The organism is Rheinheimera sp. F8 (assembly GCF_001518915.1).
In genome coordinates this window covers 3,248,719-3,265,863 of sequence record NZ_CP013656.1, presented here as the reverse complement: position 1 = coordinate 3,265,863, position 17,145 = coordinate 3,248,719, and the positions used below count along the sequence as shown (strand labels likewise).

Genomic DNA, 17,145 nt, shown 5'->3' with positions numbered 1-17,145 from the left:
TTAATTATTCTAATTTATAAAAAGATTATGACTGTATTGCTATCTATTGGTCTGACATCGCACAATCAACTGACCGGCAACGCCCTCGCCGCTACACAATAGCGCTGCGTAAAACCGGATATTGCATCATGCCCGCTTTATCCGCCGTTACCATGCCCAGGGTTTAAAAACTAATTAATTAGTTGATCAGCGCGAAAGACTTGGGTAGAGTTAAAACTAATCAATTAGTTTTAATTGGAGCGACCGACATGGCAAGGCCAAAATCGAATGAGCTAACCGCAGCAGAGCAGAAAATTATGCAGGTGCTGTGGCAACGCGGGGCTTTAACCGTGCGTGATATTGCGGCAGCGCTCAGTCAGGAGCAGCAGGTCGCCTACACCACGGTACAGACACTTTGCCGCATTTTGTTGGATAAAGGCCATGTCAGCTGCGAGAAACAAGGCAAAGCTTTTTTGTATCAGGCAACGACGGTGCAACAGGAAGCGCGCAGTCAGGCTTTGCTCGCATTAGTGAAAAAGTTTTTTGGCGGTTCGCCGGACCTTCTGGCACAGCATCTGATCACTGACACAGCTTTATCGACGGAACTTGCTGCACAGCTACAACAAAAGATTGATCAGGCCGGGGCTACTCCATTGCCGGCGAATACAGATCCGACATCCGGCAGCAACACTTCGGGCAACGAGTAAGTGTATGGTTGAGATCAGCTGGCTGGCTTTTTATCTGCTGCTGCATCTGTTGCTGGCGGCTTTGCTATTGCCGGCGCTATTGCTTGCAGGTCGTAGCAGGCTTCAGCATCAACCTGCCGCTATGCTGAAGCTGTGGCAAATCGCAGCACTGCTGCTGATAATCACGCCAATGTTACTACTACAACCATGGGCATTGGACCAACAATTGATGCCATGGTTTCAGGCCAGCGTCAGTCCGGTGTTGGAACAAAGCGTGGCAGCGCCAACACCCGCTATTAGCGGACACTCTGTGCAGCAGATTCGCTGGCCATTGACATCACAGCTGATCTATTTACTGGCACCGGCGTTTTGGCTCTGGTTGATTCTGCCGGCCGGCTCCTTGATCCGCGCCGTGAAGTTACTCGGTGGTTACTGCCAGGTCCGGCGCTTACGTCAGCAAGCAAGCTTGGCTTTTATCAGCGAATTGACGTCACCCGTGCCGTTGCTACAACATCCGGCGATCCATAGCGCCATGCTGGTTGGGTTACGCCGGCCGCAGATCCTGCTGCCCGACCGCTATCTGCAGCAACTATCTTCGCAGCAGCTTGGTTGTGTGATCAGTCATGAATTATGTCATCTGCAACATCAGGATCTTCGTGCCTACCTGCTACAGCAAATTGTTGGCTGTCTGTTCTGGTGGAGTCCGGCCTGGCGCTTGATTGCCAATCAATTGAATATCTGGCGCGAACTGCGCTGTGACGCCGAAGCGTCCGTCAGGCAAGGTGACCCTGTGCTGTATGCCCAGACTTTGCTTGACTGCGCACGCTCTGCAACACAGAAACAAAATCCCGGCGCATTTTTCGCTCAGCATTTCCTACGCCAGGCAGTCCTGACCACCCGGATAGATGCTGTGTTACAGCCACGCACGCCCGGACCGGTATGGCTTACCGCAACCATCACGGCGGCATTCGTATTGTGGTTGATCGCATCGATGTTGCTGATACAGCAGTGGCAATTAGCCGAGTTGCCGGCCAAACATGCACAAGTGCGGCTCAGTCAGTTAAAACCTTTGGCTGAACTGTTACAGGCGGTGCAGCAGAACAACACGACACAGGTTGTAGCGTTGTTGGAGCAAGGTGCGCCATTGGATTTACCGATGCCGGGGGATGGTAATGCACTGATGGTCGCCGTTCGCCAGCAACTGCCGGAGATGGTCTACCTGTTGTTAGCACGAGGCGCAGATCCGAATGTCAGCAGTCGCGGCGATGGCAACGCGCTGATTATTGCCAGTCAGCTTGGGAATGTCGCGTTGGCCAGTCGGCTTATTACGGCGGGTGCGGATGTCAACGCGGTGGTCCTTGCCGACGAAACCGCTCTTATAAACGCCAGTGCAAGTGGCGATCTTGCCATGTTGCAATTGCTGCTGTCGCATGGCGCTCTGATCAATTTGCAGGTCGAAACGCCGTTGTCGGACGGACCTCAGATGCGTTCGGCACTCAGTCGTGCAGCGAACGAGCAAGTCCGGCAGTATTTACTGATGCGGGGCGCCCGCTGATGTCACCCTAATCTAATCCCCAACTTTCACTATTACCCCCCTGTCTGACAGCCCTTTTTAGGGGCTGCGTGGCCGGTTTTTGCCAAAAGGAAAAAAACGATGCTGAAATTCAGAATAAAACTATGGAAAATATTAGTCCTGTTGTTGCTGCTGCCCGTGCTGATCATGGCCTTACTGGCCCTATGGTACTTCACGACAGACTGGCAACAGATCCCGGACCATGCCCCTGCGACACAACAAGTTTATCAGGCCGAGTTTAGTGCCGCTGCAGATATGGCCTTTGCGGCACTGCAGCAATCAAGGGCGCAACAAAAGATGCCGGCGTTAACTGCAGCGGTCGCCTGGCAGGGTAAACTGCTGTGGGCCGGCGCAGCCGGTTATGCTGATATCAGCGCCAACCGTGTCGCCAGCAGTCAAAGCCAGTTCCGTATCGGCAGTACTTCAAAAGCGGTCACAGCCACCGCGATAGCCCGAGCAGTCGCGGCAGGGATCCTTGAACTTGATGTCCCTATTGGTCAATACAAAGCTAATTTACCCAATCCGGCGTGGCAGGATCTGACACTACGCCAGCTGTTATCGCATACCGCCGGTTTGCCAGGTTATGATCAAAATGACGATTGGCGTGGATTGGTCCAAAGCTTGCTAAAACAACGACATTTTTCCGATGTTGATGCTGCGTTGCAGATCTTTGATGAGGCCACATTGCAGTATCAGCCCGGTCACGGTTTTTTATACAGTTCTTTTGATGTCAATCTGGCCAGTAGTGTGCTGCAAAGCGCCAGCCATATGCTTTTTTTGGACTACCTGACATTGAGCCTCAGCAATCCATTAAAACTGCAAAGTCTTGGTGCAGCGCACCAACCGAATAAGGAACAAGTGACTTTTTATCAGTCTACAAAAGATGGAGTGAAACCACATTGGCCGGTTGATTTGAGCCAGAAGCTGGCGGGCGGTGGTCTGGCGGCCAGCTCAGTGGATTTGGTGACGATAGGCTCGTCCTGGTTTGACCCAGCGTATATTCCACCGCAATTACAACAAGAATTTTGGACACCACAGCGACTGGCCGACGGGAGTATCAATCCACAAAATTATGCGCTTGGTTTTCGACGTACCGAAAATATCAATCTGTATTGTGACAAGCAAAACCCGCTGAAAAAGAACATTCGTTATATGCATCATGGCGGTGTCTCTGATGGTGCGCAGAGCTGGCTGGTGATTTATCCTGACTATCAGTTGGTATTGGCGATGAACACGAATATTGTCAAAGCAGACTTTTGTGATTTTGCACAACAGGCCGCCGGGATCCTGCGGCCATTTTTACGGCAAATAGACCCAAGTCTGTTTTAACCGGCGCATCAACACAAAGGGCACCCGCAGGTGCCCTTGATAACTTCAAATCCGGACTTTAGAAATCGACTTTGCCATCGCGGATATGTTGCTCGCCGCGTTGTTTTGCCAATTCGATTTGTTTTTGCCGTTCAGTAAAAGATGCTTTTTGTTCGTCAGACAATTGGTCATGGCAATGCGGACAGCTGATACCCTGCATGTATTTGTCGGATTGCAACTCCGCTTGAGACAGCGGCATCCGGCAGGCGTAGCATTGGTCATAACTGCCTTGCGCCAGACCATGTTTCACTGCGACGCGCTGATCAAAAACAAAGCATTCACCCTGCCACAAACTTTGTGGTTCCGGAACTTCTTCTAAATACTTCAGAATACCGCCGTCGAGGTGATATACCTCTTCAAAGCCCTGCTCTTTTAAATAAGCTGTTGATTTCTCACAGCGAATGCCACCGGTACAAAACATCGCCACTTTTTTGTGCTTGGTTTTATCAAGGTTTTCCGCCGCCCATTGCGGGAACTCGCGAAAGCTGGTGGTATTTGGATTGACGGCGTTTCTGAAAGTACCGATCGCGACTTCATAGTCGTTGCGGGTATCGATAACAATAGTGTCCGGATCTGAAATTAACTGATTCCAGTCATCGCCTTTGACATAAGTGCCGACGATATGTTGTGGATTGACACCCGGCACGCCCATAGTGACGATTTCGGTTTTCAATTTCACTTTGGTGCGGTAGAACGCCGGTTCATCAGCAAAAGACTCTTTATAGGACAGGCCTTCAAAGCGGCCATCGGCGTCCAGCCAGCCGCGAACTGCATCAATACCTTCGCGGGTTCCACAGATTGTGCCGTTAATGCCTTCTTCGGCTAATAACAAAGTGCCTTTGACCTTGTTCAGCACCATATGTTGGTACAAAGCGTCACGCAGGGCGACATAATCTGGCAGGGCAACAAATTTATACAACGCAGCAACAACGTACATGATTCACCTTTTTTGCAAGAAGCCGGACCGCAAATCCGGAGCAGAAAAACAGCGGCGAATTATACCGATGTGTGCTGAAAGTGCAATCAATGCACGGCCCTGTGCAGCTGTGGCAACGCCAGTTCCAACATGTGCTCGCCATCGGTGATTTGTAGTAGTTGCTCTTCACGCCAGACACTGAGTTGCATATTGGCTTTGAGCATGGCCATGCATTCACTGACCGCCCTATCGGGTACATCACAGACCTGCACATTCGGTAAGCGACGGTGGCTGCTGACAAATTTTTGATGTTCTTGCGACTCCAGCATCAAGATGACCTGGTCGCTTTGATGGCTGGCTTTCTGTAGCAGCTTATCTGACGGGGGATCGACCTGACACCATAACTGATAGTGCTGGTGCTGGTCGCGCACAAACAAATCCGGGCCTTTTTGTGCCTGCACAGACATCGCCGGATGCAGTTCGTACAGACTGCAATACGACAATAACCGTCTGCAGAAATGTTCTGCAGTTTCCGCCGCAAACGGCGCCAGATAACGCACATCGTGTAAATACAAGCTGGTCAGCGCGCTGTTATAAAACAGCTCAAGTTTGATCACTTTGATTTGCATCTGCATCGCGGCCCCCTTTGTGACACATACAGTTGCTTTTACAGTGTAGAAGCAACTCTTTATCTATGCATAACCCGTGCACATGAACCAAAGATGCCGAGTTTCACTTGCCGTGACAAATTGTGGTCACGCTGCCAGATGCGTGAAAATTCAGTTAAAAAGAGTTGAGCCTGACTAATAACCGCCGTAAAATGTTATATCATCACATTATATCTCGGAGTTTTGTCCATGTTTTTTCGTCTGTCATCATTTCACCTGGCTTGTACCCTGGCCATTTTCAGTGTCACCGCTGTCCAGGCAGCAGACGTGCAAATTACCGGCAAAATACTGACCGAAGATGGTCAGCCAGTGAAAAATGCCAAAGTTCATGTGCATGGCCGCCAACAATATGTCTACAGCAATGCCGCCGGAGAATTCACGCTGACGGCAGCCCAAGGCACAGAACTGCACATCGCCGCCAAAGGCTTTAATGATCAGTTTGTCAAAGCAGACCAACCACAGCTACAAATCGCCTTAGCAAAAGGCAGTATCGAACATTTACGGGTATCCGCGGCAGGCTTGCATCACTACGACTTAGATATGGCGCAACCCGCTTCAGTCCTCAGTGGTGAAGCTCTGACCCGCCGTCAGGAACCGACTATCGGTGAAACCCTGAAATTCACTCCGGGTGTACACAGCAATTATTATGGCCCGGTTGCTGCAGCGCCAGTGATCCGCGGCCTGGATGGCCCACGGGTGAAAGTCCTCAGCAATGGTCTCGACAGTGCCGACGTATCACGTGTCGGCCCGGACCATGCAATTTCGGCCGATGCCATCACGACAGAACAAATTGAAGTATTGCGTGGCCCGGCCACGTTGCTATATGGCAGTGGCGCTATTGGGGGCGTAGTCAATCTTGTTGACAACCGGATCCCGCGGCAGATGCGCAGCCCGCAAACTGTGATTGACACCAAATACAACAGTGTTGCGGATGAAAGAACCGCAGCGTTGGCGCACGACGGTAGTTTGGGTGAATTCGCCTGGCATTTGGATGGTTATGACCGTCAAACCAATAACTTCGATACGCCGACTTTTACCAATGATGAAGGTGAAACGCTGAGTCAAATTGCCAATAGTCAGCTCGACAATCAGGGCTTAAACCTCGGTGGCAGCTGGGTGACACAAAACGGCCTGATCGGTGTGTCTTATGGCCGGATCAACAGCCAATATGGCATTCCGGGACATCATCATCATGCTGAAGATGAAGCGCCAGCGGACGAAGGTCATGTAGAAGATGATCATACAGACGACGGTGTCTACGCTGACTTAACGCAGAACCGTTACGGCCTCGCGGCTGAATGGTATACACCGGTTCAGGGCATTGAGACCATCGCACTGCAGAGCGCTTACACTGACTATCAGCACGCGGAAGTGGAAGGTGGCATGCCGGGCACCCGCTTTAAAAACGACAGTCTGGAAAACCGCCTCAGTATTGAACATAGCGACATTCTGGGCTGGCATGGTCTGGTTGGTTTCCATCAGCAGCAAAGCGATTTTGCCGCGACCGGCGAAGAAGCGTTTACACCTGCCACAGATACCCACAGTAACGCCTTGTTTATTCTTGAAGAAATATCCTTTGGCGAATTACAGTGGCAAGTTGGCGCGCGATTAGAACGTGTCAGCCATACCCCAGTGAATCAAGAAATCGCTATGACTCACGATGAAGAAGATCATGAAGCGCTGCTGCTGACGAAATATTCGGCCAGTGCGTCCAGCTTGTCTTCAGGACTGGTCTGGCAATTTGTGCCGGGCTATCAGTGGTCATTGCAACTGAGTCATTCGGCGCGGGCGCCGGGCGCCAGCGAGCTCTTTGCCAACGGCCTGCATATCGCGACGCAGGGTTACGAGCTCGGTTTAGGTTATGAACTCAGTGCAGACGGCGACATTCACTTCCATCCGGACTTAGTAGAAAAAGAAGTAGCCAATAACATTGACCTCGGTTTTGCCAAGACCAAAGGCGACCTGACATTTAGCTATAACTTCTTCCTGAACGAAGTTGATGATTTTATCTACCAGGCCAATACCGGTTTGACCATGGCGCAACTGCATGCTCATGAAGTACACGAAGGCGAAGCTGACGATGATCATGCGCATGATGACTTCAATGTGTACCAATACCGGCAGGCTGACGCACGGCTTTATGGTGCAGAATTTGCGTTAACCTGGCGCTTTGCCCCGGCCCAGCAGCTGGAATTTTTCGCCGACAGCGTACGGGCTGAACTGAAGTCCGGTGGCGATTTGCCACGCACGCCGCCGCTGAAAGCCGGTGTCAGCTATCAGTATCAGGGTGAAAACTGGTCCGGCCAATTTGGCCTGACGCACTACGCTAAACAAGACAAAATCGCTGTTGATGAAACGGTGACAGCGGGCTATACGCTGGTAGATGCGAATGTCAGCTATGACTTTGACGTGTCGGCGCTGGATTTAACCGCCTATCTGAAAGCGACGAACCTGACTGACAAACTGGGTTTTGTGCATAGTTCATTTGTCAAAGAAGACGTGCCTTTACCGGGGCGTTCTTTAGCTTTGGGCCTGACCGCCCGCTTCTGATTGGTTTTCAGATACTAAAACGGCAGCTGACGCTGCCGTTTTTTATCACACTCCGGTTCAATTCCTGAACCTAACTCATGCTGTGTAAACCCAGTTTATTGCCGGCAACATCGAGGAACATGCCGATAAAACCGTGTTCACCAATCGCGGTTTTTTCCATCAGCACAGTGCCACCAGCCGCCGCTATTTTCTCCAGCTGTGCGGCAACTTCGGCACAACCAAAATAGATTGTGGTGCCGACAGTCGCGGGTACACAATCAGGTCCCTGCACTAACGAACCGGCCGATCCGGGTTTATCATGATCGGCGGCAAACATGGCCATTTTATACGGTGGCATATCCAGCGATTCAAATTCAAAACCAAAAGCTTGCTGGAAAAACTGCTGATTTTTCTCAAGATCTGGTGATGGGATCTCAAACCAGCCCACCGGATTATATTCAACACTCATTTGCTCTGCTCCTGTCGCAAAAGGCCCCGCAGCTAACACTAGCAGCAGCGGTTATTTCCGCCAGTGCATTCGTCACATCCTGCTCAGGGCATCAGCTGGAGCAAGGCCTGTAACGGATGCTTGGGTTTAAAACCCTCATAGCGTTTGACCTGACTGCGACAAGAAAAACCTGTGACCAGCAGTAAATCCGGTGCGGTTTGCTGCACTGGCGCGGCCCAGCTCAAATTAAACAACGCTTTGCTATTGGCCTCATTTTGCGCTTCATGACCATAAGTCCCAGCCATACCACAACAACCAGTTGCGACCACCTGTAACGACAAGCCTGCTTGCTGGTAAATCTGCTGCCAGCTTTTTTCCGTCGCAGGTAAGGCAGTTTTTTCTGTACAGTGCGCAAGCAATTTAAACTGTCCGCTGTTATGCAATGCCGGCAACTGTTGCAACTGTAACCATTCGTGCAATAGCTGAACCTGATAATCGCCACGTGCTTCGCCTAATGCTTTGACATATTCGTCGCGGTAAACCAGCACCAGCGATGCATCAAGGCCAAGCATCGGCGCGCCAAGCGTACTGACTTGTTGCAGAAATTCGCTGGCTGTTCGTGCTGTTTCAGCAAACTCACGCAAAAAACCTTTTACATGTTGCGGTTTGCCATTCGGCAAAAATGGCAGTAATACCGGATCAAAACCAAGTTTCCGTAACAAAGCCATCGCATCAGCAACTAAGTCCGCTTCATAGAAACTGGTAAAAGGATCCTGCACCAATAGCACCAGTTTCGCTTTTTCCGTAGCGGGCAAAGCCTGTAACGCGGCTAAATCAAAAGCACGATATTGCGCAGCCCGCTCAGTCAGTACTGGTGTGGACAGCAAAGGCGTATCGACATAACCCACTACTTTTTTTAGCAGCCAGGCCACCGGCGGCAAGGTCACCACAGCATTGACCAGCCCGGGCGCTTTGGCCAACACCGGTGCTGAACGTTCGATATTGCCGACAATATAGTCCTTCAGCGGTCGCAAATAGCGACTGTGATACAGCTGAATAAAACGGGCACGAAACGATGGCACATCGACTTTGATTGGACATTGGCCGGCACAGGCTTTACACGCCAGACAACCTTCCATCGCTTCCATCACTTCATGAGAAAAATCGGCTTCACCGCGCCATTTGCCGACAGTATTCTGCACTTTTTGCAGTAAAGCAGCCGGTCCGCTGCTGGCCTGCAACAACTGTTGCTCTTGTGCCAGCACATCGACGCCTTGTTTTTGCATCAGTCGCAGCCATTCGCGCATCAGACCGGCCCGCCCTTTCGGGCTATGACGACGATCTTTGGTGATCTTGCTCGACGGACACATCGGCGAATTTTCTTCGTAGTTAAAACACAGCCCATTGCCGTTACAGCTGGTCGCGGCTTCGAAACTTTGTCGCACGACTGTTGGGATTTGCCGGTCGAAATACGCCCGCTTTTGGCCGTCGACACTGACCAGTTCGTCCTGACTTTGCCATGGCGTACAGATTTTGCCTGGGTTCATCCGGTTCAGCGGGTCAAACACGCCCTTGATTTTGCGCAGCTCAGCAAACAGTTCTTCGCCGAAAAACGCCGGGCCGTATTCGCTGCGATAGCCTTTGCCGTGTTCGCCCCACATCAATCCGCCATACTTGGCGGTCAACGCGACGACCTGATCAGAGATAGTCCGCAGCAACGTCTCCTGACCCGGCTCACACAAGTCCAGCGCCGGGCGTACGTGCAATACACCGGCATCAACATGACCAAACATGCCGTAACTTAAGCCATGACTGTCGAGTAAGGCGCGGAATTCCATAATAAAATCTGCCAGATTTTCTGGCGGCACTGCAGTATCTTCGGTGAAAGGCACTGGTTTTTGCGAGCCTTTGGCATTGCCCAGTAAGCCAACAGCTTTTTTACGCATGGCATAGATCTGCAGGATGGCTTTAGGATCATAGGTCAGCTGATAACCAATAATGCCACTATCGCCGTTATCGAGCGCGTGCTGCAGCCGCTCTTCAAGATGCGCGACTTTTTGCGCCATGCCGGCGTCGTCTTCGTCGTTAAACTCCACCATGTTCAGGCCCAGCATGTCTTGGCCCGGCACATCTTCAATGTAAGTTTTAACCTGATGCCAGATGATGTCCTGCCGCGCCAGATTCAGTACTTTGCTGTCGACCGTCTCAACCGACGTGGCATTGGCGGCAACCAGAAAAGGTGCGTTGCGTAAGGCACTTTCAAAGCTGTTGTATTTGACGTTCACTAAACATTTGTGACGGGCAATAGGCGTGACATTTAACAGCGCTTCGGTGACAAAGCCGAGCGAACCTTCTGAGCCGGTGATCACTCGACCGAGGTCAAACTCGGTCAAATCGGCGTTAAAGACATGCTCAAGGTCATAGCCGGTCAAAAAACGATTTAAACGTGGGAATTTTGCCAGAATTTGTGGCCGGAACTGACGACAGCTGGCTAATACCTGGCGGTAGATGTGGCCTTCCGCATTATCAAGCGACGCTTTTACTTCGGCTTCGCCAAGCGGTTGTGGCGCTGTTTTCAGCACGGTACCGTCGGCCAATACCGTGGTCAGGGCTAACACGTGGTCACTGGTTTTGCCATAAACCAGCGATCCTTGCCCAGAGGCATCGGTATTGATCATGCCGCCGATGGTAGCCCGATTGGATGTTGATAAATCCGGTGCAAAGAAAAAACCAAACGGCGCTAAATAGGCGTTCAGCTGATCTTTAATCACGCCGGCCTGCACGCGCACCTGTCGTTTTTGCGGATCAAAATCGAGAATAGTCCGCAGATGGCGGGATAAATCCACGACCAGATGCTCGGTCAAAGCCTGACCATTAGTGCCGGTGCCGCCGCCGCGTGGGGCAAATTTAAGCGCAGAAAAACGCGGTTCACTGGCCAGCCGGGTCAGCAGCTCAACATCTTGCTGATGTTTAGGCAGCAGTACCGCTTGCGGTAAGGCCTGATATACACTGTTATCAGTTGCTACCGCCAGGCGGGATGCATAACTGGTTTCAATCTCACCCTGAAAACCGGCTTGTTGCAGGCTGGCACAATATTGCACAACCACCGGGGCCAACATCTGTTCTGGATTTAACTTCGGGATCATAACACTGAAAACTGAAGGCAAAGGGAGCCTGAGTATATCACCCGGCTCTGTCTGGATTAAGGCTTAATCCGGTTTTTCAGCAACCTTTAATCCTCCTGCCGCTTTTGCAGCACTTCACCTTCAATCACCAGACCCGACGCCGCTGAAGCATTGGTCCGATTTGCCGTTGCCGGACCTGCAGCCGTGTCGTTTTGGTAGTTTGGCTGACTTTGGCGGAATTGATCCATTTGCGCTTGCATCTGCTGCACTAGTTTACGTTTTTTCCACCATAAATATGGCAACAGCAATACCAGCAACGTAGCCACAATCAATAACAACCAGACACCAAATACCAGTAAAAACAAACCACCTGCCACTAGCAGTAAAAGACTAAACCAACTGGCCGGCTTGCCGCTTTTCAACTGGATAAATACCGGACCTTTTTGGCCAAAACCAGACATAACTACCTCGGATCTGCTGCAGGAAATTGTCGCACTAGCTACAGGATATGGGGATCCGCCGGCCAATCACCAGTGTAAAACTGTAAAAGTTTATCTGTGGGCACGGACAGGCAGTGGCTGACAGTCAAGTCGCCTTCTGCTTTACTGAATAAAAATCCCGGCATCCGGAGACGCAGATGCGTTGGATATTACTTTATTGTTGTGTACTGCTTACCTTCCCCATCTCAGCGCAAGCCTGTGTACTGCGGGTGCAGGTCAGTGATTTTCCGCCCTATTCTTATCAAAAGGACGGGGAATGGCTTGGCAGTCGGGTGGTTTTATCACAACGGTTGGCGCAAAAACTCAATTGTGGTGTGCGATTTTATGATGTGCCCTGGGCCAGAGCGTTAATTTTGCTGCAACAAGGTGACCTCGACCTGATGTTCAACCTGACACCCACGCCAGCCCGCGAGACGTTTTTATGGTTCAGTCGCCCGCATCATCTGGAGAAACTGGCATTTGCCACGACGTTGACCGACCCGCAATGGCAACAATTACAAAAGCTGCCAAAACTTGTTGAATTCCCGGGCATTATTGCACTGACCCAAGGCAGCTACATGGGTGAGCCGATGATGCAGTTATTACAGCAGAGTAAATTCCGCCAAAAGACGCTGGAGGTTGCCGAACGCCGTGTAAAAAACGAACTGGTATTAAAGGACCGGGCGCAAGGGCTAGTAGAAGATTTAGATTACCTGAAATTTGCCATTGCCAATTTTCCGGAATATCACCAGTTAACTATTACGCCATTAAGGCTGGCACAAACTAAAGTGTCGGCTGGTTTTAGTAAAAACTCGATGTTGTTTGCGCAAAAACGTCAACTGGAGCAGGCCATTGCCGAGCTGGACGCAGCAGGGTTGTGGTTTTCTGAATTGCCATAAACGCAGGATCTGCAATGAAAAAGCCCCGTTTAAGGGGCTTCTTTCTTAGATGCCGGCATCAACCCCGATCAGGGTTTTACCGCAACCACGCAGCGCTGCAACTGCCAGACTTTCTGCACATAATCTTCGATTGAACGGTCCGAGTTAAACTTCGCCACGCTGGCGGTATTGAGCATCGCTTTACGTGCCCAGCCATTGCGGTCCCGATACCATTCATCAATTTTCTGTTGCGCGTCACAGTACGAAGCAAAATCTGCCATGACCAGATAGTGGTCACCACCCTCAAGCAAACTACGTTTGATCGCAGCCAGTTCACCCGGCTTACCCGGCGTGAAATAATCGGTTTCTAACCAGTCCAAAATCGCCTTCAGTTCTGGATTGTTCAGATAATAGTCGTGACTGTTATAGCCTTTTTCGTACAGCGCTTTAACTTCATCCACGGTCAAACCAAAAATTGCGATGTTGTCGAGCCCGACTTCTTCCGCAATTTCGATATTAGCGCCATCCAGCGTACCAACCGTTACCGCGCCGTTTAACGCCAGTTTCATATTACCGGTGCCGGATGCCTCTTTGCCTGCCGTCGAAATTTGTTCAGACACGTCGGCGGCCGGGATCATTTTCTCCGCCAGACTGACGCGATAGTTCGGCATCAATACCACTTTGATCCGATTCTTCACGCGTTTATCGTGGTTGATCTTGTCGGCAATTTTATTAATCGCATAGATAATTTCTTTGGCAAGCTTATAGCCAGGTGCGGCCTTCGCGCCAAACAGGAACACGCGCGGTACCATGTCATAATCCGGGTTCTGCAAGATCCGGCGATACAACGCCAGGATATGCAACAGGTTCAGATGCTGACGTTTGTATTCGTGCAAGCGCTTAATCTGCACATCAAACAGCGCGTGCGGGTCGATATCGACACCCGTCAGTTTCTTAACTTCAGTGGCAAGTTCTGCTTTGTTTTGTTGTTTGATCGCCATAAAGGCGTCTTGCATGGCTGGGTCATCAGCATAGGCTTTTAACTTGGCCAGTTCAGTTAACTGTGTTGGCCAGGTAGTACCGATAGTGTTATCCAACAGCTTTGCCAAACGTGGATTACAGGCTTTTAACCAGCGCCGCGGCGTCACGCCGTTCGTGATGTTTGTGAATTTCTCTGGCCACAGAGCAACCATTTCCGGGAACAGGTCAGATTTGACCAGCTGCGAATGGATTTCAGCAACACCGTTGACCCGGAACGAACCGACCACGCATAAATGCCCCATCCGGACCATCGGTTCGTGACCTTCTTCGATAATCGACAGTTTGCGTTTTTTCTCGACATCGCCAGGCCAGCGCACATCAACCTGCTCCACCAGGAACCTGCGGTTGATTTCATAAATGATTTCCAGATGCCGCGGCAGTACTTTTTCGAACAACCGCACCGGCCAGCGTTCCAGCGCTTCTGGTAACAGCGTGTGGTTAGTGTAGGCAAATACATGCTGACAGATGTTCCAGGCGTCGTCCCAGGTCATCTCAGCGCGGTCGACTAAAATCCGCATCAGTTCAGGGATAGCTACTGTTGGGTGTGTGTCGTTTAACTGGATCACCACTTGTTTGGCAAACTGTGACCAGTCATCACCATGCGCCCGCTTGTAGCGCCGAATAATGTCTTTCAGTGAACTGGAGCAGAAGAAATATTGCTGGATTAACCGCAGCTCTTTACCTGCTTCGGTTTCATCGTTCGGATACAGTACTTTGGAAATGGTTTCCGCTTCGATGTTCTCGCGTGCGGCATCGATATAACCACCTGAGTTAAATACGTCCCAGTTAAAGAAATCACTGGCACGGCTCTCCCACAAGCGCAACACGTTGACAGAGCTGCCGTTGTAACCAACCACCGGGATATCCCAAGGCACCGCCTTGATGATCCGGCCCGGGTGCCAGACTTTTTTCATCCGGCCCTGCAGGTCATAGACAGTTTCAACATAACCGTAGACTGAAATTTCCTGCGCTGATTCCGGCCGGCAAATTTCCCATGGGTTGCCGTATTCACGCCAGGAATCCGGCCGCTCGATTTGCATACCGTGCTGGAATTCCTGTTTAAACAGACCATGTTCGTAGTGAATGCCATAACCAATGGCCGGGTAGTTCAGCGTCGCCAGCGAGTCGATGAAACACGCCGCCAGCCGGCCCAGACCACCGTTGCCGAGTGCCATATCCTCTTCCTGCTCTTCCAGATCGGCAATATTAATGCCGAGCTCCAGCAGTGCCTGCTTTGCTTCTTCATAAAAACCCAGATTGTGCAGGTTGTTGCTGAACAACCGCCCCATCAGATACTCCAGGCTAAAATAATGCACCGCGCGGGTATTTTGCTGATAGTGAGTGCGCTGAGTGTTACGCAGACCATCAAACACATATTCATTGATCGATGCGCAAGTTGCACGCCACCAGGCTTGTGGACTGGCCTTATTCACGTCTGTACCAAGTGTGCTGTGTAAGTGGCGGACAATACGTTCTTTTAATTCGATGGCATTTGGCCGTTGACCAACAGCGGTCGTTTCAGGAGCAGTCGCAACTTTGGCGTTCATAATGTGGTTCCAGCTGGTGAGAGTCCGTTGACTCGGTAAAAATTTGCATTCTCTGGATCTTAACCGATTAACCTCGAAAGTCCAGACGAAAATAAACGTGTAACAAAATTACAGAATAGGCCATGATAAAGCAAGAATCTAACGATGTTGCTTTGCATTCTGTAACCTAATTACATACGAATGCAAAGCCTTGACAATCAGTCTGCGCTGCCAAATACCGCAGCAACGAAGTTTTTTGCGTCCTGTTCCAATAAATCCAGATGCTCAGCATCGATAAAGCTTTCCAGATAAATCTTATAGCTGTTTTCAGTCCCTGATGGCCGCGCTGCAAACCAGCCATTGGCCGTGACGACTTTGACCCCACCAATATCCGCCTGGTTGCCCGGCGCTTTGGTCATGACTGCGAGAATATCATCACCGGCAAGCGTCGTTTGCGTGACGCTGGACACATCAAGTTTTTTCAATGCTGCTTTTTGCGCCAGTGAGGCCGGTGCATCCAGCCGGCGGTACAGCGGTGCGCCAAATGTTTTAGTCAGACTGATATAACGTTGATAAGGATCCTGCGCTGTTTTGGCAACAATCTCAGCAGCCAGCAAGCCAAGGATAAAACCATCTTTGTCGGTGGACCAAACCGAACCGTCAAAGCGCAGGAAACTGGCGCCAGCACTTTCTTCACCGCCAAAACCAAGACTGCCGTCAAATAATCCTGGCACAAACCATTTAAAACCAACGGGTACTTCATACAGTTCGCGTTGTTGACCGGCAACGACGCGATCAATCAAGGCACTGGATACCAGCGTCTTACCAATTTTCACGTCAGCAGACCAGCCAGGACGATGCGCCAACAGGTAGTCGATAGCGACAGCAAGATAATGATTCGGATTCAACAGGCCACCGGTGCGGGTGACGATGCCATGCCGGTCAAAATCCGCATCATTGCCAATCCCGATGTCAAAATCATCTTTAAGTTTAATCAGGTTGGCCATCGACCATGGCGAGCTGCAGTCCATGCGGATTTTACCGTCTTTATCCAATGGCATAAAAGCAAAACTGGGATCAATGTGGTCATTCACTACGGTCAGATTCAAACCATAACGTCTGGCGATCACCGGCCAATACTCCAGACCGGAACCACCCAATGGATCGACACCTATGCTGACGCCCGCTGCGCGGATAGCGTCCATGTCCACGACGTGTTGCAAATCCTCGACATAGGCACTGATGTAATCATGCGTCTGGCACAACACACTGGCCAGTGCGTCGGTCAGATTGACGCGTTTAACCGCAGTAAGTCCCTGTTCGATGAGCAAATTGGCGCGTTGTTCAATCCAGCTGGTCGCATCAGTATCGGCAGGCCCGCCATGAGGCGGATTATATTTAATACCACCGTCTGACGGCGGATTGTGTGATGGCGTGATAATCAGGCCATCTGCCAGCGCCTGCGGTTTTTCGCGGTTAAAGGTCAGGATTGCATGTGAAATGACTGGTGTCGGCGTGTAGCCCTGTTGCATTTTTACCGTGACGCCATTGGCGATCAACACTTGCAACGCAGTCTGGAAGGCCGGCTCCGACAGTGCATGGGTATCTTTACCAACAAACATCGGCCCTTTGATACCTTGTGCAGAACGGTATTCAGCGACCGCCTGGCACACTGCCAGAATATGCGCTTCGTTAAACGAGCCCAGACTTGCCGAACCACGATGGCCGGATGTACCGAAGGCCACCCGCTGCGTTGCATCCGCCATGTCCGGGCTCAGCGTGTAATAATAACTGCAAAGACGGGGAATATTCTCCAGCATTGTCCGCAGGACTTGCTGGCCAGCTAATGGATGTAATGACATGATGCTTCCTTATTAATTCACGTTCCTGCACATCAACCGGTAATTTGCCCCCGGCGCTATGTTGCTA

Annotated in this window: 12 protein-coding genes; 5 read left to right on the top strand and 7 right to left on the bottom strand. The window is 50.9% G+C overall.

All coding sequences use genetic code 11. The features are described 5' to 3' along the window. The first annotated feature begins 248 nt into the window (after positions 1 to 248). From ATY27_RS14585 to ATY27_RS14575, 3 genes are all read left to right on the top strand, one after another. Positions 249 to 686 (top strand): BlaI/MecI/CopY family transcriptional regulator, encoded by a 438-nt coding sequence (locus ATY27_RS14585; RefSeq protein WP_208931356.1) that lies wholly within the window; start codon positions 249 to 251, stop codon positions 684 to 686. A gap of 4 nt (positions 687 to 690) precedes the next feature. Continuing rightward, positions 691 to 2,220 carry a M56 family metallopeptidase gene (locus tag ATY27_RS14580; protein ID WP_208931355.1) on the top strand — a complete coding sequence of 510 codons (1,530 nt, stop codon included), beginning with the start codon at positions 691 to 693 and terminating at the stop codon, positions 2,218 to 2,220. A gap of 99 nt (positions 2,221 to 2,319) precedes the next feature. Then, positions 2,320 to 3,567 (top strand): serine hydrolase domain-containing protein, encoded by a 1,248-nt coding sequence (locus ATY27_RS14575; protein WP_208931354.1) that lies wholly within the window; start codon positions 2,320 to 2,322, stop codon positions 3,565 to 3,567. Between the two features lie 58 nt (positions 3,568 to 3,625). Here the strand turns inward: ATY27_RS14575 and ATY27_RS14570 are convergent, their stop codons facing one another. Together ATY27_RS14570 and ATY27_RS14565 are read right to left on the bottom strand one after the other, a co-directional pair. Then, positions 3,626 to 4,543 (bottom strand): rhodanese-related sulfurtransferase, encoded by a 918-nt coding sequence (locus ATY27_RS14570; RefSeq protein ID WP_208931353.1) that lies wholly within the window; start codon positions 4,541 to 4,543, stop codon positions 3,626 to 3,628. 86 nt (positions 4,544 to 4,629) lie between these two features. Then, the gene (locus ATY27_RS14565; protein WP_208931352.1) at positions 4,630 to 5,157 is read right to left on the bottom strand and encodes a YaeQ family protein; all 528 of its coding nucleotides are present in this window, start codon (positions 5,155 to 5,157) and stop codon (positions 4,630 to 4,632) included. 222 nt (positions 5,158 to 5,379) lie between these two features. Between ATY27_RS14565 and ATY27_RS14560 the strand changes: the two genes are divergently transcribed. Further along, positions 5,380 to 7,740, top strand: coding sequence for a TonB-dependent receptor (locus ATY27_RS14560; protein ID WP_208931351.1), 2,361 nt, complete (start codon positions 5,380 to 5,382; stop codon positions 7,738 to 7,740). 70 nt (positions 7,741 to 7,810) lie between these two features. On the opposite strand, the gene ATY27_RS14555 is transcribed toward ATY27_RS14560, so the two are convergent. From ATY27_RS14555 to ATY27_RS14545, 3 genes are all read right to left on the bottom strand, one after another. After that, positions 7,811 to 8,188, bottom strand: coding sequence for a VOC family protein (locus tag ATY27_RS14555; RefSeq protein WP_208931350.1), 378 nt, complete (start codon positions 8,186 to 8,188; stop codon positions 7,811 to 7,813). Between the two features lie 83 nt (positions 8,189 to 8,271). Then, positions 8,272 to 11,313 carry an FAD-binding and (Fe-S)-binding domain-containing protein gene (locus ATY27_RS14550; protein WP_208931349.1) on the bottom strand — a complete coding sequence of 1,014 codons (3,042 nt, stop codon included), beginning with the start codon at positions 11,311 to 11,313 and terminating at the stop codon, positions 8,272 to 8,274. Between the two features lie 86 nt (positions 11,314 to 11,399). Continuing rightward, on the bottom strand, positions 11,400 to 11,753 hold the full coding sequence (locus ATY27_RS14545; protein WP_208931348.1) for a hypothetical protein: 354 nt from the start codon (positions 11,751 to 11,753) through the stop codon (positions 11,400 to 11,402). A gap of 176 nt (positions 11,754 to 11,929) precedes the next feature. Between ATY27_RS14545 and ATY27_RS14540 the strand changes: the two genes are divergently transcribed. Continuing rightward, positions 11,930 to 12,670 carry a transporter substrate-binding domain-containing protein gene (locus ATY27_RS14540; protein WP_208931347.1) on the top strand — a complete coding sequence of 247 codons (741 nt, stop codon included), beginning with the start codon at positions 11,930 to 11,932 and terminating at the stop codon, positions 12,668 to 12,670. A gap of 68 nt (positions 12,671 to 12,738) precedes the next feature. Here ATY27_RS14540 and ATY27_RS14535 read toward each other — a convergent pair whose 3' ends face one another. Both ATY27_RS14535 and pgm read right to left on the bottom strand, forming a co-directional pair. Further along, positions 12,739 to 15,237: a glycogen/starch/alpha-glucan phosphorylase gene (locus tag ATY27_RS14535; protein WP_208931346.1), complete on the bottom strand. Its 2,499-nt coding sequence runs from the start codon at positions 15,235 to 15,237 to the stop codon at positions 12,739 to 12,741. A 197-nt stretch (positions 15,238 to 15,434) separates the two neighbouring features. Next, entirely contained in the window at positions 15,435 to 17,078 is a 1,644-nt protein-coding gene (gene pgm, locus ATY27_RS14530) for a phosphoglucomutase (alpha-D-glucose-1,6-bisphosphate-dependent) (RefSeq protein WP_208931345.1), read from the bottom strand. Positions 17,079 to 17,145: the final 67 nt, after the last annotated feature.

What these genes read in the sequence shown, in the direction of transcription:
- ATY27_RS14585 (WP_208931356.1), top strand. Translation starts at nt 249, where the DNA reads ATGGCAAGGCCAAAATCGAATGAGCTAACCGCAGCAGAGCAGAAAATT.
- ATY27_RS14580 (WP_208931355.1), top strand. Translation starts at nt 691, where the DNA reads ATGGTTGAGATCAGCTGGCTGGCTTTTTATCTGCTGCTGCATCTGTTG.
- ATY27_RS14575 (WP_208931354.1), top strand. Translation starts at nt 2,320, where the DNA reads ATGCTGAAATTCAGAATAAAACTATGGAAAATATTAGTCCTGTTGTTG.
- ATY27_RS14570 (WP_208931353.1), bottom strand. Translation starts at nt 4,543, where the DNA reads ATGTACGTTGTTGCTGCGTTGTATAAATTTGTTGCCCTGCCAGATTAT.
- ATY27_RS14565 (WP_208931352.1), bottom strand. Translation starts at nt 5,157, where the DNA reads ATGCAGATGCAAATCAAAGTGATCAAACTTGAGCTGTTTTATAACAGC.
- ATY27_RS14560 (WP_208931351.1), top strand. Translation starts at nt 5,380, where the DNA reads ATGTTTTTTCGTCTGTCATCATTTCACCTGGCTTGTACCCTGGCCATT.
- ATY27_RS14555 (WP_208931350.1), bottom strand. Translation starts at nt 8,188, where the DNA reads ATGAGTGTTGAATATAATCCGGTGGGCTGGTTTGAGATCCCATCACCA.
- ATY27_RS14550 (WP_208931349.1), bottom strand. Translation starts at nt 11,313, where the DNA reads ATGATCCCGAAGTTAAATCCAGAACAGATGTTGGCCCCGGTGGTTGTG.
- ATY27_RS14545 (WP_208931348.1), bottom strand. Translation starts at nt 11,753, where the DNA reads ATGTCTGGTTTTGGCCAAAAAGGTCCGGTATTTATCCAGTTGAAAAGC.
- ATY27_RS14540 (WP_208931347.1), top strand. Translation starts at nt 11,930, where the DNA reads ATGCGTTGGATATTACTTTATTGTTGTGTACTGCTTACCTTCCCCATC.
- ATY27_RS14535 (WP_208931346.1), bottom strand. Translation starts at nt 15,237, where the DNA reads ATGAACGCCAAAGTTGCGACTGCTCCTGAAACGACCGCTGTTGGTCAA.
- pgm (WP_208931345.1), bottom strand. Translation starts at nt 17,078, where the DNA reads ATGTCATTACATCCATTAGCTGGCCAGCAAGTCCTGCGGACAATGCTG.